The following is a 23,450-nucleotide window of genomic DNA, read 5'->3' on the forward strand; positions in this document are numbered from 1 at the left end:
GGGGGTGCTCGGCCCGCTGGCATTATCGTTTGCAAAGGTACAACATTTCAAAGAGTGTTTTTCCGTAGTAGGGCGTAGTAGGACGCAGAAGGACTTACTTTTCCTTACTTGGTCGCAGAAGGGTCACGGTTGCTGAGCGGTCCCTGAGCCTGTCGAAGGGCTTGTCGAAGCAAGGTAGTGGCCCTGCGGTATTCCCTGCGGTTTACCCTTCGACAGGCTCAGGGACCGCAAGAGGGTTGCTCAGCAACCGTGACCCCTTACTTTCTGCGGTCCCTGAGCCTGTCAAAGGGGTATAGAAGGGACAGGGTTCTTACAGAGACATTTGGTTGGTGAGATAACCGTTGGCGACGGCGGCCTGACAGAACAAGCTTGAGGTGTCCCCCTTTATACTGGCCCCCATTAGGGGGCTTAAGTATAAGGGGGCCTCGGCTAATCTGTCAGTCTGGGAAGAGAATTGGCTGTACTGGCTCCCTTTGACGGGCTCATGAACCGTTTTTATGAGTCATCATCAGATATTTTCCAAGAAATATTTGGAACTAATCGTTTTTCTGCCTATCTTTGCAGAAACATCTAATAACCTAATGATATGAAAGTGCTATCTATAACCAGATTATTGACACTAAGCCTATTGGCGTTTATGTCTGCTTTTGTGATGGCGGAGACTTCAGATCGTCGTTTTGAGAAATATAATGCCTCTGACGGTTTAGCAGATAACAGTGCCCAGACCATATATTGTACAAAAGAGGGACGTATGGTGATCACAACGATGGGACAGATTAATTTCTTTGATGGTCAAAAATTTTCCTATATAGATCCAACAGAAGAGAACCTTTATCCATTGGTAGATTATGCAGGGAACTACCATTTATATTTTGACCGATATCATCACATGTGGTTGAAAAACACGCATAATGTGACTTGCGTGGATCTGCAAACCGAGAAGTTTGCAGTTTCTATCAAAGAAGAGTTTGCTAAATTTGGTATGGACAAGCAGGTGAGAGACATGTTTGTCGATGCAGATGGTATCGTGTGGTTGTCTGTCGCAGACGGACTCTATAGTGTTGAATCTAAGCGGTTATATCCATTACGAAAGGGACATAACCTGCAGGATGTTGAGACCAGCCAGGATAAATATCTTCTGCTGTTCTACGAGGATGGGCAGATGGATATGGTGGATCTGGCAACAGGAAAGAGAATTTTGTTAAGTGCCGCCTATAACAATACAGAGAAGGAGACTTATGAATCGTCTTCGGTATTACTCAAAGACCACAATCTGTTCTATCAGATACGAAATGGTAAGAAACAAGCCATATTCCAGCGTTTTGATGTTGCCAAAAGAGAATGGAGAACGATTTTCAAGACGCCTTATCACTTGAATAATATGGCGAAGAAAGACTCTCTCTTCTATCTGTCATCAGAGTATGGCTATTGGGTATATGATGCTAGTAACGGCCATCTCAACCATGTTGAAAACCTGCTACTTCAGAATGGACAGTTGCTTAACACAGACATCAATGTGCTGGCTTTCGACAAACAAGGCGGGTTATGGGTAGGAACGGAAAAACGGGGTTTGCTTTATTCTCGTCCATTCGACCCTCCGTTTACCATCTATGACTGGAATGATAAGCAGGCTATGGTATACTATGGGTATATGTCACAGTATTCCAAATCTTCTACGACCTTTCGAGGACGGACTGTCAATTGCACCTATCGTGACTCTCGAGGATGGACGTGGGTTGGTACATCCCAGGGCTTGCATCTCTATCGTCATACGTCCGACCATCTGCCGCAGATTATCACAAAAAATGATGGTCTCCTCAATAATGTGATTCATGCCATTGTGGAGGATCATGAGAAACGGATATGGGTCAGTACTACATATGGCGTCTCCTGTGTGTTTATAAAAGATCGTGAGATAGACTATGTCTGCAGTTATAATGAGCATGACTGTGTGCCGAATGAGGCGTTTGTTAACGGGGGGGCTGCCTGCCTGCCTGATGGACGTATCGTGATGCAGTCGCTTGATCATATGATGGTCTTTAATCCTCAGTCGATGGAAACGCTTAAGGGCAAGTACGCGTATGAGATCTATCCCAAGTTGATCCAACTGCTTGTGAATGGTAATAATGTTGAGACTGGGATGGAACATGACGGAAAGATTATCCTTGAAAAGGCTCTTAGTCGTACATCGGAGATCGATCTTAACTACAATCAGAATTCTTTGATGCTAATTTATTCGGCACTCAACTATTTCCGTCCTCAGCATACCTACTATCGGGTTAGGGTGAAGGGCCTGGATGACAGATGGCATATCTACACCAGTTACGATTCAGAAGGAAAGGTAGATAAGAATGGTAGACTGCGTCTGTTACTGGAATCACTCCGCCCGGGACTCTATGTGGTTGAAATTCAAGCTTCAATGCTCCCAAACCAATGGGATACTAAACCGGATGAATGGATTGTCAGGATCCACCAGCCATGGTGGCGGACGACGGGGATGTTCGTCTTGTTGGGTTCGTTACTGCTTGTCTTGTTGGGCATTAATGCCTACTGCTATCTAAGGAACGCTAACATGAGAGTGATGCGTAATAGTGAAGAGCAGGGCATTATCAATCGAATCAGGATCTTTGCCGAGAGGTGTTGTAATCGTGGAAGTGAGTTGTTGGAACCGACACCTGAAGAGGTGTATGGCTATGGTACTAATCCTCAGAATGAACTCTCGCCAGAGTTTAATGAAACCATGATAAAGATCATGCCACAGATTCTGTCAAAAGAAGGCTCGCAGATCTCGATGCGCGATCTGAGTAACGCAGCAGGGATGGATGTGCAGGAGTTTTATCAGCTGATCACTGCAAATATCTATAAGAGTCCCAGAGGACTGGCTGTCCAGGTGATGCTACAGCGTGCCATAGAGATGTTGGAGACAACTGGTAAGGATATTCCGGATATCTCAGAGGAGTGCGGATTCGTTTCTGTCAACTTTTTTATAGCTACTTTCTTCCATCATATGAAACAGACACCAGACCAGTTCCGTCATAAGAAAGGTATAGGTTAGTCTGAAATAAGTTGTCTGTAGGCAACCAACCGCCACGTGCGCTCTCCTGTCCCCTTATAGTATATATAAGCACAGTAGCGGTTCTCTGTTTGGTAGAAACTGCCTTCTGAAGGAAGGAGTTGCGTATCGCCGTTATTTGTCATCCAGAGATAATGATAGGAATAGTATCCCTGTTTCTGCATGATTTGCGCGGTGTATGTGTCACTACTCTCGTCATAGTCCATGATGTATGTCTCCGGATCCTCTGTTGTCCAATGTCCATCAATGATAATACAACCGTCTTTTGACGGTAGGTTGCTTTTCAGGCGATAGTTAACCCATACATAGTCACTTGTGATGTCATTCTCCCTGTTGTCGCTGTTACGGATATAGAAAGCACCGTCCGCATCTTGGTCGTAGATGTAATATGGCCTGGGTTCATCTATGAATGGGAATGCCTGATAGTGCGTCCCGTCCCACGTGATGTGCTCGATGCCCATGGTCGGGTGACTGGTGTCTAGGATCTCATATTTGCGGTACTCATTGCCGGCATCGAAAATAAGATCCCTGCAATGCTGCCATTCTAGTCCATGATGATTGACTGATGTTGGTCTTATATTCTGACGTTTATTGAATCTCTGTCCGTTTTGTGTGATGACCATCTGCAGTTGTTCCTCGGGATTCGACACCACTAAATCACAAAATCTCAATCCCATAGTCAATTGTTGATGGGTTTGATTGACATCGATGTCCGTGTTGGTTGTGGCATGAAGGGAGAGAGACATCGATTGTTCGGTTACCATAAACTCAACAGTCAGGATGTCCTCCTCTTCATCTTCTTCATAGACATGTATACGATAGTTGCCGCTCATCTTTAACTGACATCTCTCGTTGGGGAAGATGATGCTATAATGGGTATAGGGAACAACGGTGTTGATAGAGTGTTGATAGTCTTCAACGATATTGTCGTTAAATCCCTCGAGCCAGTCGCTCTCAAACACCTCTTCTGCTGCCGACCAGTCGGCTTCACATCGTTCAATACGATAGAGATACCGGTGGTGATCGTGCGACAACTCGTCAAAACTTACATGTAATTGGTCATCGCTGTGAAGCCGCATGACGGCAGGCGAAAGCCAATCCTGATTGACTACTGCTTGCAGGGATTTAACTTGTGGAACATAAATCCTGTTCTCTGCCATTGCAAGGAATGGAAGTAACAAGAATACCACGGACATCATCCGAGTATTGATCTTAACCCAAAGTCTGTTCAATATAGTACTCTTCATATTTTCAGATGATAGGCTATTAGTTGACGGATTTGTCTGGTCTTCCGGTTATTCACTGGAGGAAGTGGCATATAGCCCTCGTCAAGGCCTGTCTGTTCACTTAATATCTGCATCAGACTACCTGTGGCTTCTTTTAAGTCTTTTTCCTCGAGGGCTTGGACGAGTCGGTCATCGTTGATGGTATCGCGATATAATTCACGGGTTATCTCAATCAGGTGGAGAAGTTGTGGCTTCCTTTCTATCTGTCTGATCATTCGTATCAAATAATCATTTTCGTCACCTTGATAGTCACCGATGATCTGTTTTATGCTTTGTGGGCGTGTGTAGCCTTCAGGAAAGTAGGCGCAGATGTTCGTAGTGTCAATAATGGGTATCGAAAGACCGAGAATACTTATGCCATAGTCGACGTAGTTGCGGATATTCTCATGCTCAGCATAGATAAGCAGACGACGCCAGTCTATACTCTCTGGATGAATGATGGTATCGTTTTTACTGTACCATCGACGATCACCCATAATGCCCGTTTTGATAATGGTATGCAATGCCTTGATACTCATGTCATCCATCTGTTCCAACGTGTTGGAGTCGATGACCTTCTGATAGACAGCATAAGTCTTTGCACACATTTCCGCAGGGGTGATGGAATTTGTGATAACAGCATTACGGATATCTTCAATGCGGTGATTCCACTCCAGTTTCTCAAAGTAGGAGTGTTCAAGCTTCCCTAAACAGATAACGGCATAGGCTCGTTCAATTGTTTTTCTCTGTTCGAAAAGAGCCCTTCCCATTTTATCCTGCAGCTTCTGCTGACTGACATTCCAGGATTCCAGTTGGCCGTGGAGTGTTATGACGATACGGGCCCCGGAACGGTATGCACGATTTGCTGCGCGTAACAAGAATCCTTGCCAACAACCATGAACATGTACGATGTCGGGATGTATCTCATGAAGCATCTGCCGGAAGGTTGGAAAATTGTCTGCAACTCGTACGTCCACATTCTGCTGCATGCCGTCTGTCAGCATAGTAACATGCCGCTGAATGAGTTCTTCGTTTTTTTGATAGACGTGCAGGATTTTCATGTTCTATCCTTCCTCCCTTGATAATATTCACTCTATTGTGAGAAGGGTTGTCGAGGATCGCTTGCAGAGGTTCTGCCACAGAATACCTAAGCGTAGTCCTAAGAGTTGAAGACGACTAGGTCTTTCTTCAAAAAATTTCAGAAGATCATGCGCGTAGTCCTTGTGCACAATGATAAAGTCGTATTTGCCCCGTATATATCTCATACGCTTCCCCTGGTGACCGTTACTCTTCTTACGCTCCGCTTTGACAATCTGTCGATGAACTTCTGTTACATCATCAAATGGTTGTAGCCGCAATCCTTTGCCTGTAAGGTAGCCGAGATATAGTACGGCATTGTCGCTCATCGAGTTCTCGATGGCCTGAAGCACGTCAGGTGCCGCTGGCTTCTTCTTGATGTCGGCAATGATAATCCATTCGTTCTTAGCGGCTTTTACGCCAATAGTAAAGGACAGCTTCGGGCGAGACACGAGCCTGTTAGGACGTGGAAGGAAGGTGGTGTAGAGCTGTGGATAGTTGTTCTTCGCGAGCTTCAATACATCCTCGGTATTGTCGGTCGACGACTCGTCGACAACGATCACTTCATATCCTGGCTCGTAGACCTGCGTGAGAAAGGCAGGCAGGTTCTCTTCCAGTTCATAAGCCTGGTCATAGACAGTCATTATAATGGAGAAACAACGACTCATTTTGTCTGTATTATTATCTTGTTCTTACAACTCGTCACTAGTGTATCCTATAGGTAGTCTACGACAATTGTACTGTGATGCCATGATTTCTCCATATGCTCCAGCAGAGCGAATTGCCAACAGATCTCCACGTTTTGTCTGGTTTAAGTCTATTTGTTTGGCAAAAACGTCGGTTGACTCACAGATGGGGCCAACAACGTCATAGCTGCTCATGGGCTCATTACTGGTTATATTCTCTATTTTGTGATATGCCTGATATAGCGCAGGACGGATGAGGTCTGTGAAACCGGCATCGACGATCGCAAACTTCTTGGTGGCGCCTTCCTTAATATATAAGGTGCGCGTGATAAGTGAGCCACATTGTGCAACCACGGCACGCCCCAATTCAAAGTGTAGTGTTTGCCACGAACGGAGTTTCAGTTTCTTGGCATATGTATCGAAATATGCCTTGAAGTCGGGAATGGGAACACGGTTCGGGTGTGCGTAGTCGACACCAAGCCCTCCTCCGACATTGATATGCTCAACATGAATGTGGTGGTTTTCCAATTGGTCCTGTAACTCATTTATACGGTTGCAGAGGGCCTCGAAATCACCCATGTCCAGAATCTGTGATCCAATATGGAAGTGTAGGCCGACGAACTTGACATTACTCAGTTTCTCGGCTTCTGCGATTACCGTTTCCATGTCTCGCATGGCAATACCGAACTTGTTCTCTGCCAGACCTGTCGTGATGTTCGCATGGGTGTGTGCTCCAACATTCGGATTGAGTCTGAAGGCTACGGGCGCGATCTTTCCTTTTGCGGCAGCTAACGAGTTGATGACTTCCAACTCCGGAATACTCTCTACATTAAAGCAGAAGATATCATTGTCGAGACCTATGTTTATCTCCCAGTCGCTCTTACCTACACCGGCAAAAACAATCTTGTTACTGGGAAATCCGGATTTGATAGAGGCAACGATCTCACCGCCACTGACGCAATCTGCTCCCAGTCCGGCTTCACGGATGAAGCGGAGAATCTTAGGGTTCGCGTTTGCCTTTATAGCGTAGTGTACAACGAATCCCTTATGTTTGTTGGCTTCCTCGTTAATGGCGCGCAATGTCTGACGCAACACTTCCGTGTCGTAATAGTAGAAAGGCGTCTCGACCGACTGCATTTTTTCTACGGGAAATATACCTTTTGCCATATTCTTTTCCTCTCTGTTCGTTTTGTGTTTGGTTGTGTGGAATGTTATTTGTTGAAAATCGTGTCGCTTAAGTTCTGCAAAGCACGTTTCTTATCTTCTTCGCGGATCAGGAATGAGATGTTGTAATTAGATCCTCCATAGCTGACCATACGGACGGGGACGTCTTTCATCGCATCAAGAGCTAATGCCTCGAAGCCGATGTTTGACCAATCGAGATCTCCTACGACACAGATGATGCACATATTGGTGTCTACGGTCACTGTTCCGTATTTCTTCAGTTCGTCAACAATCTCTCCCAGATGGGCTGAGTTGTCTATGCTCATGGATACACCGACCTCAGATGTACAAACCATGTCAATAGGGGTTTGGTAGCTCTCGAAAATCTCAAAGACCTTACGAAGGAAGCCAGTGGCAAGCAACATACGCGACGACTTGATTTTTATCGCTGTGATGTTGTCCTTGGCGGCAACAGCCTTGATCTTTCCGTATTCTGTAGCGTTACTGATGGTCGTTCCTTCTGCATCTGGATCCATGGTGTTAAGCAGACGTACGGGAATACCTGCATATTTGGCTGGTTGAACACAGGTGGGGTGAAGGATCTTTGCGCCGAAGTAAGCCAACTCAGCAGCCTCTTCAAAATGAAGCTGATGAACAGGCTCGGTTTTGTCAACCACACGTGGATCATTATTATGCATACCGTCAATATCAGTCCATATCTGGATCTCTTCGGCATTAATGGCTGCACCGATAAGTGATGCCGTGTAATCGCTACCTCCACGCTGCAGGTTGTCAACCTCTCCATATGCATTACGACAAATGAAGCCTTGTGTCAGGTATACTTGTGCACCGTCGTTCTCTTCAAGAATGGCATTGAGCTTCTCTTTGATATAAACAGGATCTGGCTCGGAATTCTTGTCTGTACGCATAAAATCAAGAGCATTAAGCAGTACGGCATTGATTCCTTGCTCTTTCATGTAGTTCACGACCATGTTTGTCGACATCATCTCACCCTGTGCAATGATGCTTTTCTCCTCGAAGCTGGTGAAGAGCTCTTTCGTGAACGAACGAAGATAGTCGAACTCACCACGTAGGAACTCGCGTGTCACGGTCTTTGTTTCTTCTTTGCTGTAGAGTTCGTCTACATGCTTGGCATATTTCTGCTCAAGACGGTTGATAACCTCATTGGCTCCATCAGGATTCTTTTTGTAAAGATAGTCGGAGATCTCAACGAGAGAGTTAGTGGTGCCCGACATGGCGGAGAGTACCACGAAAACGGGGTCGCCAGACTTTGTGACCAGTTCGGTCACTTCTTTCATCCTTTGTGGGGTGCCGACGGATGTTCCGCCGAATTTCATCACTTTCATATGCTTTGATTTTTTAATTGAATTCTACGCCTTTCTTATGGTCACCTGTTCCATTCTGCCATCCTGGCACTGGAAAGCTTTTCCAGGGTATTTGCTCAAGAGTGAGATATTATGTGTTGACATGACAACAGCAGTGCCACTTTTTGAGATGTTATAGAGTAACTGCATGATGTCATCTGCAGTGTCTTTGTCCAGATTCCCGGTTGGCTCATCAGCGATAATGAGTTTTGGACGATTGAGAATAGCACGGGCAATGGCAATGCGTTGTTGTTCTCCGCCGGATAATTCATTGGGCATCTTATCATGTTTATCTGAAAGCCCTATCTCTGTCAACACCTCATGAATACGCTGGTCAATCTCTTCTTTGTCTTTCCATCCCGTAGCTTTTAGTACGAAATGGAGGTTCTTATATATCGTACGGTCACTTAATAGCTGAAAGTCCTGAAAAACGATACCGAGATCTTTGCGCAGTGCAGGTATCTCCTTACGGCGAATCGTCTTTAGGTCATAGTCAAGCACTGTTGCTTCTTCTGCTTCGTCAATGTCAAGTTCGCAGTACAACGTATTAAGTAATGTGCTTTTACCTGACCCTACACGTCCAATGATGTAGACAAACTCACCGTTGTCTACCTGTAGGTTCACGTTGCTCAGCACTTGGACGCCCTGGTGCTGGTAGATATTTACGTTCTTATAACTGATCAGCATATCTGTCTTGCATTCACATTACACAATCCGGTTTACGGTCTTTATTTCATCGTTCCTTGGGCCTTAGCCTCACGACGTTTCTTATCCCAGTTAGGATCATGGCGCTTCTGGAGTTCTGCCGCGATATCCTCGATGCGCATGCCTTTACTGGTCAGGAGTACAATCAGGTGATAGAGCATGTCTGACACCTCATAGCTCAACTGCTCATTTGTGCCTGTGCAGGCTTCGATGACTGCTTCCAGCGCTTCTTCACCGACCTTCTGTGATATACGTTTGATGCCATCTTTAAAGAGCTTGGTCGTGTAACTGCCTTCTGGCATTTCTTCGTGGCGACGGTTGATGAAATCCTGTAGCTCCGTAAGGAAGAGTAGGGGATTACTGGTATTCTCCTCCCCCCAGCAGGTATCTGTACCTGTATGACAGGTCGGCCCATCCGGAATCACTTTTACAAGGAGGGTATCGTTGTCACAGTCTACATTTACGCTCACGAGGTTCAGAAAGTTGCCGCTGGTTTCACCTTTTGTCCACAGACAGTTACGTGAACGGCTCCAGAACGTCACTTTCTTTGTGGCCATCGTCTTCTCATAGGCCTCTTGGTTCATGTAACCAAGCATCAGCACATTCTTGGTGACGGCATCTTGTATGATGGCGGGGACCAGTCCACCGCTTTTTTCAAAATCTATTATCATATACGTACGTTTATTCCTTCGTTTCTTAGATATAATTTAAGTTCTGGGATGGGGATTTCCCCGAAATGGAAGACACTAGCAGCAAGAGCAGCATCGGAATGCCCCTCAATGAATGTTTCACGGAAATGTTCTTTCTTTCCGGCACCACCACTGGCAATGATGGGAATAGAGAGGTTGTCGGCCAACTCCCGGAGTGCCTGATTGGCATAACCGGCCTTGACACCATCATGATCCATACTTGTAAAGAGAATCTCTCCTGCGCCGCGCTCCTGGACCTCATGTGCCCATTCAAAGAGACCTCGTTCTGTACGTTCACGCCCCCCTTTAAGGTAGCAATGCCAACCGTCTTCGTCGTATCTTGCGTCAATAGCGCAGACGCAGACTTGTGACCCGAATCGGTTGGTTATCTTGTCAATGAGTTGTGGTTGACGGATAGCTGCGCTGTTGACGCTTACTTTATCAGCACCGGCATATAGCAGCCGCTCGACATCTTCCAATTCATTAATGCCTCCGCCGACAGTGAAAGGAATATTTATCTCCTGTGCTACACGAGTCACCATCTCTGTAAAGGTCTTGCGTCCCTCGAAAGAGGCCGTAATGTCAAGGAAGACCAGTTCGTCGGCTCCTTGCTCACTATAGGCCTTCCCGAGCTCAACAGGATCACCAGCTGAGCGCAGGTTCACGAAGTTCGTGCCTTTGACAGTCTCTCCGTCCTTTACGTCTAAACAGGGTATGATTCGTTTTGCCAGTCCCATAGTTCCCTGAGATTTATCTTACCTTCATAAATGGCCTTTCCAAAGACGACGGCAGGGATGCCGGCCGCATGGAGGGCTTTGATGTCATTGATAGAAGAAACACCGCCACTAGCTATCAGATGTAGTTGTGGGTATGCGTCCATGACTTGCTTATACAGGTCGATTGCTGGTCCGGTCAACGTTCCGTCTTTGGAAATCTCCGTACACAATACGTTTCGTATACCTGCATCAACATATTTCTGGAGGAAGGGAAGTAGATCCTCGTCAGAATCCTCTTTCCAACCGTTAATGCTTACCTTACCATGGCGTACATCAGCTCCCAGTATGATATGTTCTGATCCGTATCTCTCCAACCAACCCATGAACAGATCTGGCTGAGTGACGGCGATGGAGCCGATGGTCACCATTGAAGCGCCCGATGCGAACGCTTTCTGGATATCCTCATCGGTTTTAATACCTCCTCCAAAATCTACGGTCATCTGAGTCTCTGTCGTGATGGCTTTCAGTACCCCATCGTTAACGACATGCTTCGATTTGGCTCCATCAAGGTCGACCACATGCAGGCGCTTGAATCCCAGACCCTCAAATTCTTTGGCAACCTCAGCAGGAGAGTTGTGATAGATGGTCTTTTGATCGTAGTCGCCTTTCGTCAGTCGGACGCATTGTCCGTTGATGATATCTATGGCGGGTATCAGTTCTATCGCGTTCATTCTTCTAAAAAGACTATTTACGTTCATCATTTATCTCGAGGAAATTCCTCAGTATCCGTTCACCCACAACACCACTTTTCTCGGGATGGAATTGGCAGGTGTAGAAATTGTCCTTGTGCATGGAAGCACTATAGGGTTGGATGTAGTCTGCTACCGCAATGGTTTCATGACACAACGGTACATAATAGCTGTGAACGAAATAGACATACGGGGCGTTCTCGTGTTCCTTAAACGAGACAGGTGAAAGTATGCCTTTATATAGCGGATCCACATCGTTTTTCTCTTGAAAGGCTTGAGGAAGACTCAGACAGTTCCAACCCATACAAGGAACTTTTTCTTCATGTTTCTGAGGCTTGAATCGCTTGACCTCAGCATCAAAGATTCCGATACAGTCTACGTCTCCTTCTTCCGAGTGCTTGCAAAGCAACTGTTGTCCAACGCAGATGCCAAAGACAGGTTGCTTAAGATCTCGGATGACTTTGTCAAGATGCCTTGCTCTCAAGTACTCCATTGCCTCTGCCGCGTGTCCTTGTCCAGGGAACAGTACCCGGTCGGCTTTCTTGAGGGCTTCTGCGTCGTCAGTGAGTACAGGTTCGATACCCATTCTGCGGAGAGCATTCACCACAGAATAGATGTTTCCTGCATTATATTTTACGATTGCTACCTGCATGATTATGGACGATCAACTGAAGATAATGGTTTTGTTCTTATAAGTGAGGATCTTACGTTGGATATGTTTTGATACAGCGTGCGACAACACGATCTTCTCCAGATCCTTACCTTTCAGAACAAGGCTTTCTGGGGTATCTTTGTGTGTGATGCGTGTCACATCTTGTTCGATGATGGGCCCGGCATCAAGTTCAGCCGTCACGTAGTGGCTTGTTGCTCCGATAATCTTTACACCACGTTCCCATGCCTGATGGTAGGGTTTTGCACCGATGAAGGCGGGTAGGAACGAGTGATGGATGTTGATGATGTGGTGTGGATATGCCGCAATCATATCATCCGAGATAATCTGCATATAACGAGCCAGGACAATAAACGAGATGTCTTCCTTCTTCAGGAGGTCCATTTCTGCTTTTTCCACTTCGGCTTTGTTGGAATGGTCTTTCTTGATGCTCCAGACATAATAAGGAATACCAAACTGATCCGCCACATACCGCAGGTCCTCATGATTTGATATGATGCACGGAATATCACAGGCAAACTCTCCGGCTTTCCATCGTGCCAGCAGATCGTATAGACAGTGGCTCATTTTACTGACAAAGATGGCCATGCGTGGCCGTTTGTCACTGTAATATAGACTGAACTTCATCTTGTAGCGCTGCGCATAGAGCGTGGTGATATAATCATATATCTTGTCACGTGGAATCATGAAGCCTTCCAGCTCCCATTCTATACGCATGAAGAACATGCCGTCCTGCTTGTCAACATACTGATCCAGGTATACGATATTACCCTTGTTGTCTGTAATAAACTTGGTCACCTCAGTGATGATACCCTGTTGGTCAGGGCAATGAAGCAGCAAAATCGCAGTCGTTTCCATCTATATCTTTGTTCATTGAAATATCAAGGCGCAAAGTTACGAAAAATAATGGTAAAACGTGACATAAATGGAAGAAATTGCAACTAAAGGTTTAATTTCTTCGGAAATAGTGTATTTTTATTCGTCTTTGCTGTCTGCGCCTCGTAAAATGATGCTGGTGGCGCCGATTGTGAATAAGCATCCGTCTTCGATGACGCGTCGCTCACGCGGAGCAAGTTCAACATTATCGACAAAGGTACCAGTATTGCTGTTGTTGTCTTGTAGGGTATATGTTAGCTTCCCTTTTTTGTTGCGTCCGACAGTAATGGTGCAGTGGTTGAGGTCAACGCTGGGGTCTACAGTCTCGAAAACGGCATTGGCACGGTTCCCCTTTTGATATCTTCCAATAACATTGCTTCCCATGTGGAGTGGGATGACTTGTTTGAAATGGAAAACATTCTCAATAATGACAATAGAACCGCAGCCTTCCTCGTTGGCCTGCTCATCAGGCTGTTCGTCCTTTTGACGGTCACGAAGCTTGGATACGCCGATTCGAATGCCGAATTCCTTTCCGCATTCTGGACACTTGAAAACCAAGGATTGTCCACTCGAATACTTACTCTCATCGAAAGTAATGTAATGGTCACATTTCGGACAGCGTACTCGTTTCATGGCCTCTCCTGGAATTTGTATACCCAAGCCTCCGCAAGTTCTTCGTTCTTGTGGATTCTCTTTAGGGCATTATAAGCCTCGTTTTGTGTGTCGTAATGCCCCAGAATAACGCGAGTTATATTGCGATGGGTATATACTTCTGTATCGTTATAGCCTTTTTTCTGTAATTCTTCTACAAAGATTTTAGCGTTCTGCTGTGTAACGCAGCTGGCCAATACAATACAATAACCGGTTTTCTTTTCACTAACGACCTCTTTGTTGTCGCATTCTGTCTTTGCGTCAGGTCTTATGGAAGTGCTGTTGGAACAAGTCCCCGTTTTCGTTGTGGGCTTTATGATGTCGGACTTCTTGATTTCGATAGAACTGGTGTTTGTGTCCTTTGTCATCATGCCAAAAAGCAGACTGTTATTCAGATTGCTAATGGTGCGCGTCATCATCTCTGTCTTGCCTGTGGGTAGTGCAACCAGAAAAACGGCAATCAGAACAGCGGCAATAGCCACCGCATTGCGTATCCATGAGAATTTGATCTTTACCACATCTTCGCTATCATCCTCCTCGGCCACTGTTTCTTGTAGGCTGTCAACGGGAATGATTCTTGCTGTCGTTTCATGGCTCGCAGGTTCATCTTTTCCGATCTGCTGTTCAAGAGACGGAACAATATTTGGCGTACTTTCCCCTATTTTGTGGAATTCAAAAGCTCCCAGGCCGTAAAGGGTCGGAGTCAGAATGCCGGCCTCACAAGGGGTAAACATGTATTTCCCATCTTCATTGAGAGAGAGCGTACCAATATCATTCAGCTCGTATGTTCCCTCGTTTTGAAGATGCATTCTTAATTCGTTGACCTCGTCTTCAATGCGCTGTAATGCTTCAGGATAGCTGATGTCGTATGCTTCAACATAGGACTGCGCCAATAGGGAATCGTTGATCTTCAGCTGTGGGTTGAATCCAAGCGTACGTAATGGCGGAAGAAACGTGTAGTCTCCTTCGTCATAGCGTGCATCAATATGATGTGTCATGAATCCTCCGAGGTTGGGAACGATGACACAGTCGTTATTCAGCAGAAGTATTTCAATATGCCTTTCTAGCTCTATCACGAGTGCAAAGATACGCGTTTTTTGTGATATAAACAAATAAAAGAAACTTAAAATGTGTGCAAAATAATTTTTTTCCATTATCTTTGCAGCAAAATACGAACTCATGAAATACATTAATACGGAGATTAAGGATGTCTGTATCATAGAGCCGATGGTAATTAAGGATGGCCGCGGCTATTTTATGGAGGCATGGAAGCAGGAGGAGTTCAATAAATATGTAGGAAAGGTAGACTTTATACAGGAGAATGAGTCGAAATCATCATACGGTGTTCTTCGTGGTCTTCACTATCAGAAAGGGACTACTTCTCAGGCAAAACTGGTGCGTGTAGTCAAAGGTAAAGTGATAGATGTCGCGGTAGATCTTCGACGATCAAGTCCTACGTTCGGTCGCCATGTCATGGTTGAGTTGAGTGAAGAGAATAAACGTCAGCTGTTTATACCTCGTGGCTTCGCGCATGGCTTCCTGGTTTTAAGTGATGAGGCCATCTTTGTATATAAGGTGGATGCTCCTTATTCTCCCCAGACAGAGGCCGGAGTCAGATGGGATGATACGGATCTGAACATAGAATGGCCCGTTGCCCAGATGAAGGTTATCACGAGTGAGAAGGATTTAAAGCTTCCCTCGTTTAAAGATGCAGAAATGTTTGACTGACAACTATTTGTTGACAAGATGAATATAGCAATTGTAGGGACTGGTTATGTCGGACTGGTATCTGGAACATGTTTTGCGGATACGGGTGCGAATGTTACCTGTGTTGATGTCGACGAGCAGAAGATTGAGCGACTGAAGAACGGAGATATTCCTATCTACGAACCAGGACTGGATGAACTTGTTAAGAAGAATGTAGTAGCAGGACGTCTGAAGTTCACGACAGACTTGGCGTCTGTGCTTGATGACGTGGAGATTGTCTTCTCTGCTGTTGGTACACCTCCAGACGAAGATGGAAGTGCCGATTTGAAATATGTGTTACAGGTAGCCAAGACTATAGGAGAGAACCTGAAAAAATATGTGGTGGTGGTCACTAAGTCGACGGTGCCGGTTGGTACAGCCAAGAAGGTGCGTCAGACTATTGAGGACGAGTTGAAGAAACGTGGCATGAATATCGAGTTTGACGTTGCTTCTAATCCAGAGTTCTTAAAAGAGGGAAATGCCATCAAGGATTTCATGTCGCCCGATCGTGTGGTGGTAGGTGTGGAGAGTGAACATGCCAAGAAAGTGCTTTCAAAGCTCTATAAGCCGTTCCTGATCAACAATTTCCGTGTGATATTCATGGATATCCCTTCTGCCGAGATGACCAAGTATGCAGCGAACTCTATGTTGGCTACACGTATCTCGTTTATGAATGATATTGCGAATCTCTGCGAACGGGTGGGGGCGGATGTGAATATGGTACGTGCCGGTATTGGCTCTGATACTCGTATTGGACGGAAATTCCTGTATGCAGGCTGTGGCTATGGTGGCAGTTGTTTCCCGAAAGATGTGAAGGCACTTATCAAGACGGCCGATCAGAATGGCTATTCCATGGAAGTTCTCAAGGCTGTTGAACGTGTCAATGAGCGGCAGAAGGGCGTGCTTTATGAAAAGCTTGTGAAGGCTTTCGGAAGTGAGGAGGCCCTTAAAGGTAAGACCATAGCCATGTGGGGACTCTCGTTCAAACCAGAGACCGACGATATGCGTGAGTCAACTGCCTTGGTGATGATAGGAAAGTTGTTGGATGCAGGTTGTAAGGTCCGCGTCTATGATCCTATCGCCATGAATGAGTGCAGGCGTCGTATTGGCGATGTCGTGACATATTCCGCCGATATGTATGATGTCGTCCTTGATGCTGATGCTTTATTGTTGCTCACAGAGTGGAAGGAATTCCGCCTGCCGGGATGGGGTGTCATCAAGAAAGCGATGAGACGCCCGCTTGTCATCGATGGTAGAAACATCTTTGACACGGAAGAGCTTGAGGAGAATGGTTTCGAGTACCATTGTATTGGAAAATGAACAGACAGATTATCATATTAGTATTGGTAGCCTTTATGACGGCTTGTGGTCGTCAGGGTGGAAAGTCTGGTTCTGTTCCGGAAGACCAGGAGGCGAAGGCCTTGTTGCAGGGCATCTGGGTCGAAGAGGAGAGTGAGGACCTTTCTTTTCGAGTGAAAGGTGACACGATCTTTTATGCAGACTCGACAAGTATGCCGGCCTATTTCCGGATTGTTGGTGATTCGCTGGAACTTGCATCCGGAACGAAATACGGTATCGTGAAACAAACCCCGAACGTGTTCTGGTTTGTCAATCAGAACGGTGACGTGATGAAGCTCAGAAAGAGTGAGAATCAGACAGATGTTTCTGAGTTTGTACACGACACTCCGGAAGCTATGATCTATACGCATCAGGTTAAGACAGACTCAGTGGTTGTGTTTAATGGTGAACGATACCACTGGTATATTGCTGTTAATCCGACAAAATATAAGGTGACGAGACATGTCTTTAACGACGATGGTATGGAGGTGGAGAACGTCTATTATGACAACATCATGCATGTCAGCGTATTCCAGGGTACAAGGAAACTCTTCTCACAGGATTTCCGTAAACAGATGTATAGCAAGATGGTGCCGGCGAGTTTCTTAAAGGAAGCGATACTTGGTAAGATGGAGTATGGCCATGCAGATGCCAAAGGACTTCATTTCTATGCCACTCTCTGTATTCCGGATGGGGCAAGTTGTTATATGATAGAGACGCTTGTCAATTACATGGGTCAGATGACGATGCGCACAGTAGAATATTAAAAAAGGAGAGCGGTCAGGCTCTCCTTTCTTATTTTTTTGTTTATTTCCCTTCAATCCAGGCGTCCAGAAGCCTACGGGCTATAGATAGCTTTTCAGGAATCGTGGGCAGGTTGTCTTTTCTGAACCATCCTCCTTTGGCAATCTCACTCTCTTGCAGGTGAATCTCCCCACCGACATAGTCAGCGTTGAAGCCTACCATGAGTCCACAGGGATATGGCCATGGTTGCGAGGCAAAATAACGGATATTAGAGATTGTGACGCCAGTCTCCTCGAATGCTTCCCGGGCGACAGCCTCTTCCAATGTCTCACCTGTCTCCACGAAGCCTGCTACCAGACCATAGAAGTCTGTTCTGAAGTTCTTGGCTCTGACGAGAAGGACCTCATCGCCTCGATGTATCAGTACGATAACCGCAGTGGCCAGTTGCGGCCACACTTCTTTTCCGCATTCTGTACATTTCTTCGAGATATCCGTGGCCATCTTCATCGGAGCCCCGCATACGCCACAGAATTTAGTGTTCTGATCCCAATAAAGCAGCTCCTGGCATTTTCCGGCCTTTAGGTATAATTCTTTGGGGAGCTTATAGAAACTCTTTCGAAGACCGCACATCTCGTAGCCTTCCTTGTCTGTGACAGGTTCCTCGATACGATAGGTCATCACCTCTGTACCGTCACTCATGGGAGTGATGCTAAGTGTGTTTGTCCATGGCTTTACATCCGTTGGTGGTTCTTCGCCACGAGGGATTGTATAGGAATTGTCTACTGTTTTCTTTAGTAAGAGTTCGTCTTTACAGAATACGAAATAAAGTTTCTCCATCGTTGGTGATATTTGTTATTTTCCGAAAAGGATGATACGGTCACGCTCTAAGGCGGGCTTCACCCATTCCTCTGGTACGAATTTCCAGTTGTGGTTTGGTTTGGGATTGACATTTCCCATCCGTCTGATCTCCTCTGTGAGATAATGGCGCTGGTCACGGTCAGAATGATAGATAACACGTGCCCCGATGGAGTCTCTGGGAATACCCGCTCCGTGGGTTAGTAGTTCTCCACCGCCGTTGGCACGGTAACTGTTCATGGCTACGCGATACCATTTCTTCTCGTCAAAGGGCTCGCCGTTCGACATACGAAGGATACGAACCTTCTCTCCGTCGGGTTTGGTCAGATCAACCTCATAGTCGATTCCGCAGGCGGAATCGAAGTTGAAGGTGTAGTACTGGAACCCTGTGCGCTGCTGATCGTCCTTTGATGCATCGTTGAGACGGAGCGCATGATCATCAGGACTCTTCATGGTATTTGTCCACATGTCATAGCTGTACTCCAGATGTTTGCGTATCTCTTCTCCCGTCATCTTGAGCACGAAAAGAAGATTCTCGAAACGATACAATTTAAACATATCTGCCATGGTAACTTCACCAGCCTTGATGGTCGTGTCAAATGAGAGTGGAGCATTGAACGATATGTCAGCCTTGGTGATCTGTAACTGCAAGTTATGAATCAGGTCGGTAAAGGCCGAGTTGCCGAAGTAACAGTCGCGCGTATAGACTGGTGTCTCAAATGAGCCGATTTTCTGACTGACGTAATCCTTCACGGCATCGATATCTTTCTGGAAATAGTCAACCATCTGTTCATCTACTTCCTCGTCTCTGACGCTGACAATCTCCCCGGAAATGTTCTTCTTGACAAGTCTGCCTTTCTCATATGTTAGTTCAATGTCCGCTTCCGCAATATTCTGTGCCCAACAAGAGGGGTCAATGATAAGAACCTGTTGGCCTTCTTTATTGGTGATCCACTCGTTGTGTACCTGATGGTCGTGCCCGAAGAAGATGATGTCAAAGCCGGGGACCTCACGGGCAACGGCAGCCGTCGCATTCTCCTCATAGTCTGGCGTTACGATGCCACCATCCTTACCAGAATGGAAAAGACCGAAGATAAGGTCTGGGCGTTCAACATACTTCAGGTATTTGACCCATTTCTTGGCACAAGAGACCATCTCCTCGAATTCAATTCCTTTGTATGTGCTCTCATTCAACCAGTTCGGGATGGCCGGTGTCAGCATACCGATGACGGCAATCTTTACACCGTCAACGTAATGAATGGAGTAGGGCTGTAGCCCATTATAGATGTTTTTGGGATTAGCACTCTTATCAGAGCCGGTCTTGATGATGTTCGCTCCCAACAGTGGACAGCGTACCTCACGAATCCACTTGTCGTAGACCTTGTGACCAGGTTCAATGTCATGGTTGCCGACGGTCTCAGCATCATATTGCATGTAGTTGATGACTCGTGCGGCAAGGTTCACGTTCTCCGGCATCACGTAGTTCGACCAATAGACGCATGGCTGTCCTTGGAGGATATCACCGTTATCAATCAGTAACAAGTGGTCTTTCCCGTATTGCTTACGCTGTTTCTCTACATAGGTGTTCACCCGTACTAGAGTCCCTTTAAGTGCTTTTCTCTCCATGAAGTCATAAGGGAAAAAATGACCGTGGACATCACTGGTCTCAACAACTTTCAGACGAACGGTCTTCGTTGCTTGTCCCAGGGTGGGAAGTACGGATGCAACCATGGCGGCTATCAATAAGACTTTCTTCATACTCATAAATTTAGTTGCAAAATTACGAAAGAAATCCGATATCGCCAAATAAAATATTCTTTTTAGGCATACTTTTTGCTGTTTGCTGTATAGAGTAAAATTGAGAAGGAGAAAAGAGACATGGCATTTATTGATTATTACAAGATATTAGGTGTTGACAAGAATATCCCGCAGAAGGATGTCAAGAAGGCATATCTGAAGCGTGCCAAGCAGTTTCATCCGGATCTGCATCCCGATGATCCTAAGGCAAAGGCGAAGTTCCAGGCTTTGGCGGAGGCCTATGATGTCATCGGTGATCCGGCAAAACGTGCCAAATACGACCAGTATGGTCAGCAGTGGAAAGAGGCTGAGCAGTTTGGTGGCTATGGCGGTGGTGCCGGTGGCGGTAATCCGTTTGGAGGTTTTGACTTCTCCAGTTTCTCTGGCGGAGGAGGTTTCAGCGATTTTTTTGAGACGCTCTTTGGTCGGAAAGGACAGCAGGGAGGCGGTTTCGGTGGCTTCCAGGGCTTTTCTGGAGGTGGCGGAAATGCCTTCTCAGGCTTCTCAGGAGGAGGTAGCCATCGTGCCCACTCCGGTGAGATGAACGCGACGGTCTCCATCGACCTCTATACAGCTCTGTTGGGCGGTGAGGTGGTGATAACCCTGTCAAATGGACAGAAGGTGAAGATGAAAATCAAACCCGAGACGCAGCCGGGTACAAAGGTCCGTCTTCGTGGCAAGGGGTATGACCGGGGAGATGGTACCTTTGGCGACTTGATTATAACCTATCAGGTGAAACTACCGCAACAGCTTTCCGAGCGACAGAAGGAGCTACTTCGACAGATGCGCAATGCCTGATTTAGATAAAGGCCTCTGCACGACGCAGATCTTCGGGCGTGTCAATGCCGACGGTCTCGACGTCTGTTAGTCCTACGCGGATACGATAACCATTTTGAAGCCAGCGCAACTGCTCCAGACTCTCTGCTTTCTCCAGACTGCTCTGGGGCAGTTTCGTAATCTCTGCCAGTACCTCACGCCGGTAGGCATAGATGCCGAGATGTTTCAAGAATGGATACTGTCCGAGCCACTCCTCGCGTTCCTTACCCCTGATGTATGGAATAACACTTCTACTGAAGTATAGGGCGAAACCACGGTTGTCTGTAATAATCTTCGGAGAGTTCGGGTTCTCAACAGCCTCTATCGATTCAAAGGGCTTTCCTAATGTACCGATCTGTGTCTCCGGTTCATCGAAGAGGCGCATCAGGGTCTCTATCTGTGAGGGCTGGATGAAGGGCTCGTCCCCTTGTACATTAATGATGACATCAGGCACATTCTGCTTCCCTGCCTCTCCCATATATTCTGGTGAGGTAATCTTCTCTACTGCCTCTTGAATACGGTCGGTACCGCTTTGATGGTCTGTTCTTGTCATGACCACCTTTCCTCCGAAGGACTCTACAGCGGCATATATCCGTTCGTCATCAGTGGCCACATAAGCATCATCGAGCACGTTCTTTACTTGCTCGTATACTCTCTGTATCACAGTCTTACCGCCCAACATGGCAAGCGGTTTGCCCGGGAAGCGCGTCGAGGCGTAGCGGGCAGGGATAATTGCGATAAATTTCATAACGTCGGCAAAGGTAATAAATATTCGGCAATAAACGTTAATAATCAACAATGAAATTTGGCGGTCTCCGAAAAAATACATAAATTTGCAAAATGATTAATATGGATTCTGTGGTTGTGAAAAAGAGTATTATCTGTATATATATGATGGTGTTGCCCGTAGTTGCAGGAGCTCAGAAGATTACGCTCGGCTCGGCTGTAACGAAGGACGGAGGACAGTATCAAGGAGAGATGGTAATGGGTAAGCCTCATGGTAAGGGCAAGGCAGTTTATAAGGATGGCAATTGCTATGAGGGCGAGTATGTGAAAGGCAAACGTCAGGGTTATGGCATCTACACCTTTTTTGATGGAGAGAAATATGAAGGTGAATGGTTCCAGGATCAACAGCACGGCAGAGGTGTATATTATTTTTCCAACAATAACAAGTATGATGGTCTTTGGTTTCGTGATTATCAGCATGGTCATGGGGTGATGTACTACTTCAATGGCGATAGATATGAGGGAGACTGGCGACAGGATCAGCGTTCGGGAAAGGGTCAGTATACATTCGCTAGCGGCGCTTACTATAAAGGCGATTGGCTGAACGATAAGAAGAACGGTCGAGGTTTCTACGACTGGGGGGATGGCTCTTCCTATGACGGCGACTGGAAAGATAATATGCGCTCGGGAAAGGGGACATTCAAATATGCCGACGGCGATGTGTATGTTGGTCAATGGCTTAATGACGAGATGAACGGTCGTGGCGTATACAAGTTCCAGAACGGTGATGTATATGAGGGCGACTACGAGCATGGCGCACGTACTGGTACTGGTGTCTTTAAGTATGCCAATGGCGACAAGTATACCGGACAGTTCTATAAAGGTGACAAACAAGGACAAGGCACCTTCGCTTGGAAGAATGGCGATACCTATGTCGGCCAGTGGAAGGCAGACAAACAGGAAGGAAAGGGTAAACTCACCAAGAAAGGCGGTGACGTGATTGAAGGCTCGTTCCGGAAAGGACAGCCCCATGGTGAGTGTGTGATCCGTTTCTCTGACGGCTCGAAGTTTAAGGGCCAGTATAAGGATGGCAAGCGTCATGGCGCTGCTATTGAGGAGGATAAGGACGGTAACCGTTTCGAGGGAACATATGTTGACGATAAACGTGATGGCAACTTCGTTGAGAAAGACCGCAATGGAAATATCACGGCTCAGGGCTCTTATACCCGTGGGCATCGTCAGCTTCGATAAACTACTAAATATCTTTCGTTATGATCATTGATACGCTTGACAATCTGGGCAAATATGTGGTATTGAACCCGTTGTTTGCCGATGTGATAGATTTTCTTAAGACACATGATCTCCATGCCCTTGAGGCGGGAAAGTACCCGATCAAAGGTGATGATCTGTTCCTGAATCTTGCTGTTGCGAGTGGAAGGACAGAGGAGGCTGCTGTATTAGAGACGCATGTGGAGATGATAGATATCCAGATTCCACTCTCATGCGAGGAGACCTACGGCTATTCTCCGCTTCAGGATCTGCCAGAGAGGGAGTATCATGCGGAAAAGGATCTTGTCTTATATGGGGAGGTGAAGCCTCAGACGTATGTGACGCTGAAACCAGGACAGATGGTTATCTTCTTTCCCCAGGACGGTCATGCTCCCTGTATCTCTGAGAATGCAGAGATCAAGAAAGCAATCTTTAAGGTAAAAACTTATTGAC

Annotated in this window: 23 protein-coding genes; 7 read left to right on the top strand and 16 right to left on the bottom strand. The window is 46.3% G+C overall.

Features of this window, described 5'->3' with window-relative positions:
* Window positions 1-586 precede the first annotated feature (586 nt).
* Entirely contained in the window at window positions 587-3,055 is a 2,469-nt protein-coding gene (locus BMY63_RS00730; RefSeq protein ID WP_091914095.1) for a helix-turn-helix domain-containing protein, read from the top strand.
* On the opposite strand, the gene BMY63_RS00735 is transcribed toward BMY63_RS00730, so the two are convergent.
* The 13 genes from BMY63_RS00735 to BMY63_RS00795 all read right to left on the bottom strand — a co-directional run bounded on the left by BMY63_RS00735 (window position 3,052) and on the right by BMY63_RS00795 (window position 14,782).
* Window positions 3,052-4,320: a type IX secretion system plug protein gene (locus BMY63_RS00735; RefSeq protein WP_256218888.1), complete on the bottom strand. Its 1,269-nt coding sequence runs from the start codon at window positions 4,318-4,320 to the stop codon at window positions 3,052-3,054. The genes BMY63_RS00730 and BMY63_RS00735 overlap by 4 nt on opposite strands.
* On the bottom strand, window positions 4,317-5,399 hold the full coding sequence (locus BMY63_RS00740) for a glycosyltransferase (RefSeq protein WP_091914099.1): 1,083 nt from the start codon (window positions 5,397-5,399) through the stop codon (window positions 4,317-4,319). Before BMY63_RS00740 ends, BMY63_RS00735 begins: the two co-directional genes overlap by 4 nt.
* A gap of 27 nt (window positions 5,400-5,426) precedes the next feature.
* Window positions 5,427-6,083, bottom strand: a complete 657-nt coding sequence (locus BMY63_RS00745; RefSeq protein WP_091914101.1) for a glycosyltransferase family 2 protein — start codon at window positions 6,081-6,083, stop codon at window positions 5,427-5,429.
* A 24-nt stretch (window positions 6,084-6,107) separates the two neighbouring features.
* Complete coding sequence (gene lysA, locus BMY63_RS00750) at window positions 6,108-7,268, bottom strand: diaminopimelate decarboxylase (protein ID WP_091914102.1); 1,161 nt, start codon at window positions 7,266-7,268, stop codon at window positions 6,108-6,110.
* A 44-nt stretch (window positions 7,269-7,312) separates the two neighbouring features.
* Window positions 7,313-8,632 (bottom strand): aspartate kinase, encoded by a 1,320-nt coding sequence (locus BMY63_RS00755; RefSeq protein WP_091899280.1) that lies wholly within the window; start codon window positions 8,630-8,632, stop codon window positions 7,313-7,315.
* A gap of 24 nt (window positions 8,633-8,656) precedes the next feature.
* Window positions 8,657-9,337, bottom strand: coding sequence for a cell division ATP-binding protein FtsE (locus BMY63_RS00760; RefSeq protein ID WP_091914103.1), 681 nt, complete (start codon window positions 9,335-9,337; stop codon window positions 8,657-8,659).
* Window positions 9,338-9,378: 41 nt separating this feature from the next.
* Complete coding sequence (gene hisIE, locus BMY63_RS00765) at window positions 9,379-10,026, bottom strand: bifunctional phosphoribosyl-AMP cyclohydrolase/phosphoribosyl-ATP diphosphatase HisIE (protein ID WP_091914105.1); 648 nt, start codon at window positions 10,024-10,026, stop codon at window positions 9,379-9,381.
* Window positions 10,023-10,781 carry an imidazole glycerol phosphate synthase subunit HisF gene (gene hisF, locus BMY63_RS00770; RefSeq protein ID WP_091914107.1) on the bottom strand — a complete coding sequence of 253 codons (759 nt, stop codon included), beginning with the start codon at window positions 10,779-10,781 and terminating at the stop codon, window positions 10,023-10,025. The genes hisIE and hisF overlap by 4 nt, the downstream gene beginning before the upstream one ends.
* A complete protein-coding gene (gene hisA, locus BMY63_RS00775; protein ID WP_091914109.1) occupies window positions 10,748-11,491 on the bottom strand; it encodes a 1-(5-phosphoribosyl)-5-[(5-phosphoribosylamino)methylideneamino]imidazole-4-carboxamide isomerase in 744 nt (247 codons plus the stop codon). The genes hisF and hisA overlap by 34 nt, the downstream gene beginning before the upstream one ends.
* A gap of 13 nt (window positions 11,492-11,504) precedes the next feature.
* On the bottom strand, window positions 11,505-12,161 hold the full coding sequence (gene hisH / locus BMY63_RS00780) for an imidazole glycerol phosphate synthase subunit HisH (RefSeq protein WP_091914111.1): 657 nt from the start codon (window positions 12,159-12,161) through the stop codon (window positions 11,505-11,507).
* Between the two features lie 12 nt (window positions 12,162-12,173).
* Window positions 12,174-13,037, bottom strand: a complete 864-nt coding sequence (gene purU, locus BMY63_RS00785) for a formyltetrahydrofolate deformylase (protein WP_091899286.1) — start codon at window positions 13,035-13,037, stop codon at window positions 12,174-12,176.
* A gap of 117 nt (window positions 13,038-13,154) precedes the next feature.
* The gene (locus BMY63_RS00790) at window positions 13,155-13,688 is read right to left on the bottom strand and encodes an FHA domain-containing protein (RefSeq protein WP_091899287.1); all 534 of its coding nucleotides are present in this window, start codon (window positions 13,686-13,688) and stop codon (window positions 13,155-13,157) included.
* Window positions 13,685-14,782, bottom strand: coding sequence for an HU domain-containing protein (locus BMY63_RS00795; RefSeq protein ID WP_442512583.1), 1,098 nt, complete (start codon window positions 14,780-14,782; stop codon window positions 13,685-13,687). The genes BMY63_RS00790 and BMY63_RS00795 overlap by 4 nt, the downstream gene beginning before the upstream one ends.
* A gap of 103 nt (window positions 14,783-14,885) precedes the next feature.
* Between BMY63_RS00795 and rfbC the strand changes: the two genes are divergently transcribed.
* From rfbC to BMY63_RS00810, 3 genes are read left to right on the top strand one after another with little or no spacing between them, the layout of a single operon-like run.
* Entirely contained in the window at window positions 14,886-15,434 is a 549-nt protein-coding gene (gene rfbC, locus BMY63_RS00800; protein ID WP_091899288.1) for a dTDP-4-dehydrorhamnose 3,5-epimerase, read from the top strand.
* A gap of 18 nt (window positions 15,435-15,452) precedes the next feature.
* Window positions 15,453-16,772, top strand: a complete 1,320-nt coding sequence (locus BMY63_RS00805) for a UDP-glucose dehydrogenase family protein (protein ID WP_091914113.1) — start codon at window positions 15,453-15,455, stop codon at window positions 16,770-16,772.
* A complete protein-coding gene (locus BMY63_RS00810; RefSeq protein ID WP_091914115.1) occupies window positions 16,769-17,557 on the top strand; it encodes a DUF4738 domain-containing protein in 789 nt (262 codons plus the stop codon). Before BMY63_RS00805 ends, BMY63_RS00810 begins: the two co-directional genes overlap by 4 nt.
* Window positions 17,558-17,597: 40 nt before the next feature.
* On the opposite strand, the gene nudC is transcribed toward BMY63_RS00810, so the two are convergent.
* Window positions 17,598-18,371, bottom strand: a complete 774-nt coding sequence (gene nudC / locus BMY63_RS00815; protein WP_091914117.1) for an NAD(+) diphosphatase — start codon at window positions 18,369-18,371, stop codon at window positions 17,598-17,600.
* A 15-nt stretch (window positions 18,372-18,386) separates the two neighbouring features.
* Window positions 18,387-20,147, bottom strand: a complete 1,761-nt coding sequence (locus BMY63_RS00820; protein WP_091914910.1) for a bifunctional metallophosphatase/5'-nucleotidase — start codon at window positions 20,145-20,147, stop codon at window positions 18,387-18,389.
* 120 nt (window positions 20,148-20,267) lie between these two features.
* Between BMY63_RS00820 and BMY63_RS00825 the strand changes: the two genes are divergently transcribed.
* Window positions 20,268-20,984 (top strand): DnaJ domain-containing protein, encoded by a 717-nt coding sequence (locus BMY63_RS00825; protein ID WP_091914119.1) that lies wholly within the window; start codon window positions 20,268-20,270, stop codon window positions 20,982-20,984.
* 1 nt (window position 20,985) lies between these two features.
* Here BMY63_RS00825 and kdsB read toward each other — a convergent pair whose 3' ends face one another.
* Complete coding sequence (gene kdsB / locus BMY63_RS00830) at window positions 20,986-21,750, bottom strand: 3-deoxy-manno-octulosonate cytidylyltransferase (RefSeq protein ID WP_091914121.1); 765 nt, start codon at window positions 21,748-21,750, stop codon at window positions 20,986-20,988.
* Between the two features lie 101 nt (window positions 21,751-21,851).
* Here kdsB and BMY63_RS00835 point away from each other — a divergent pair, with 101 nt between their 5' ends.
* Window positions 21,852-22,979, top strand: a complete 1,128-nt coding sequence (locus BMY63_RS00835) for an MORN repeat-containing protein (RefSeq protein ID WP_091899904.1) — start codon at window positions 21,852-21,854, stop codon at window positions 22,977-22,979.
* A gap of 20 nt (window positions 22,980-22,999) precedes the next feature.
* Window positions 23,000-23,449 carry a NanQ anomerase/TabA/YiaL family protein gene (locus BMY63_RS00840; RefSeq protein WP_091914123.1) on the top strand — a complete coding sequence of 150 codons (450 nt, stop codon included), beginning with the start codon at window positions 23,000-23,002 and terminating at the stop codon, window positions 23,447-23,449.
* The last annotated feature ends 1 nt before the right edge of the window (window position 23,450 follow it).

Source organism: Prevotella aff. ruminicola Tc2-24 (genome assembly GCF_900110895.1).
GTDB lineage: Bacteria > Bacteroidota > Bacteroidia > Bacteroidales > Bacteroidaceae > Prevotella.

Excerpts from the sequence above, each read along its gene's own strand:
- BMY63_RS00730 (WP_091914095.1), top strand. The coding sequence starts at position 587 with ATGAAAGTGCTATCTATAACCAGATTATTGACACTAAGCCTATTGGCG.
- BMY63_RS00735 (WP_256218888.1), bottom strand. The coding sequence starts at position 4,320 with ATGAAGAGTACTATATTGAACAGACTTTGGGTTAAGATCAATACTCGG.
- BMY63_RS00740 (WP_091914099.1), bottom strand. The coding sequence starts at position 5,399 with ATGAAAATCCTGCACGTCTATCAAAAAAACGAAGAACTCATTCAGCGG.
- BMY63_RS00745 (WP_091914101.1), bottom strand. The coding sequence starts at position 6,083 with ATGAGTCGTTGTTTCTCCATTATAATGACTGTCTATGACCAGGCTTAT.
- lysA (WP_091914102.1), bottom strand. The coding sequence starts at position 7,268 with ATGGCAAAAGGTATATTTCCCGTAGAAAAAATGCAGTCGGTCGAGACG.
- BMY63_RS00755 (WP_091899280.1), bottom strand. The coding sequence starts at position 8,632 with ATGAAAGTGATGAAATTCGGCGGAACATCCGTCGGCACCCCACAAAGG.
- BMY63_RS00760 (WP_091914103.1), bottom strand. The coding sequence starts at position 9,337 with ATGCTGATCAGTTATAAGAACGTAAATATCTACCAGCACCAGGGCGTC.
- hisIE (WP_091914105.1), bottom strand. The coding sequence starts at position 10,026 with ATGATAATAGATTTTGAAAAAAGCGGTGGACTGGTCCCCGCCATCATA.
- hisF (WP_091914107.1), bottom strand. The coding sequence starts at position 10,781 with ATGGGACTGGCAAAACGAATCATACCCTGTTTAGACGTAAAGGACGGA.
- hisA (WP_091914109.1), bottom strand. The coding sequence starts at position 11,491 with ATGAACGCGATAGAACTGATACCCGCCATAGATATCATCAACGGACAA.
- hisH (WP_091914111.1), bottom strand. The coding sequence starts at position 12,161 with ATGCAGGTAGCAATCGTAAAATATAATGCAGGAAACATCTATTCTGTG.
- purU (WP_091899286.1), bottom strand. The coding sequence starts at position 13,037 with ATGGAAACGACTGCGATTTTGCTGCTTCATTGCCCTGACCAACAGGGT.
- BMY63_RS00790 (WP_091899287.1), bottom strand. The coding sequence starts at position 13,688 with ATGAAACGAGTACGCTGTCCGAAATGTGACCATTACATTACTTTCGAT.
- rfbC (WP_091899288.1), top strand. The coding sequence starts at position 14,886 with ATGAAATACATTAATACGGAGATTAAGGATGTCTGTATCATAGAGCCG.
- BMY63_RS00805 (WP_091914113.1), top strand. The coding sequence starts at position 15,453 with ATGAATATAGCAATTGTAGGGACTGGTTATGTCGGACTGGTATCTGGA.
- BMY63_RS00810 (WP_091914115.1), top strand. The coding sequence starts at position 16,769 with ATGAACAGACAGATTATCATATTAGTATTGGTAGCCTTTATGACGGCT.
- nudC (WP_091914117.1), bottom strand. The coding sequence starts at position 18,371 with ATGGAGAAACTTTATTTCGTATTCTGTAAAGACGAACTCTTACTAAAG.
- BMY63_RS00820 (WP_091914910.1), bottom strand. The coding sequence starts at position 20,147 with ATGAAGAAAGTCTTATTGATAGCCGCCATGGTTGCATCCGTACTTCCC.
- BMY63_RS00825 (WP_091914119.1), top strand. The coding sequence starts at position 20,268 with ATGGCATTTATTGATTATTACAAGATATTAGGTGTTGACAAGAATATC.
- kdsB (WP_091914121.1), bottom strand. The coding sequence starts at position 21,750 with ATGAAATTTATCGCAATTATCCCTGCCCGCTACGCCTCGACGCGCTTC.
- BMY63_RS00835 (WP_091899904.1), top strand. The coding sequence starts at position 21,852 with ATGGATTCTGTGGTTGTGAAAAAGAGTATTATCTGTATATATATGATG.
- BMY63_RS00840 (WP_091914123.1), top strand. The coding sequence starts at position 23,000 with ATGATCATTGATACGCTTGACAATCTGGGCAAATATGTGGTATTGAAC.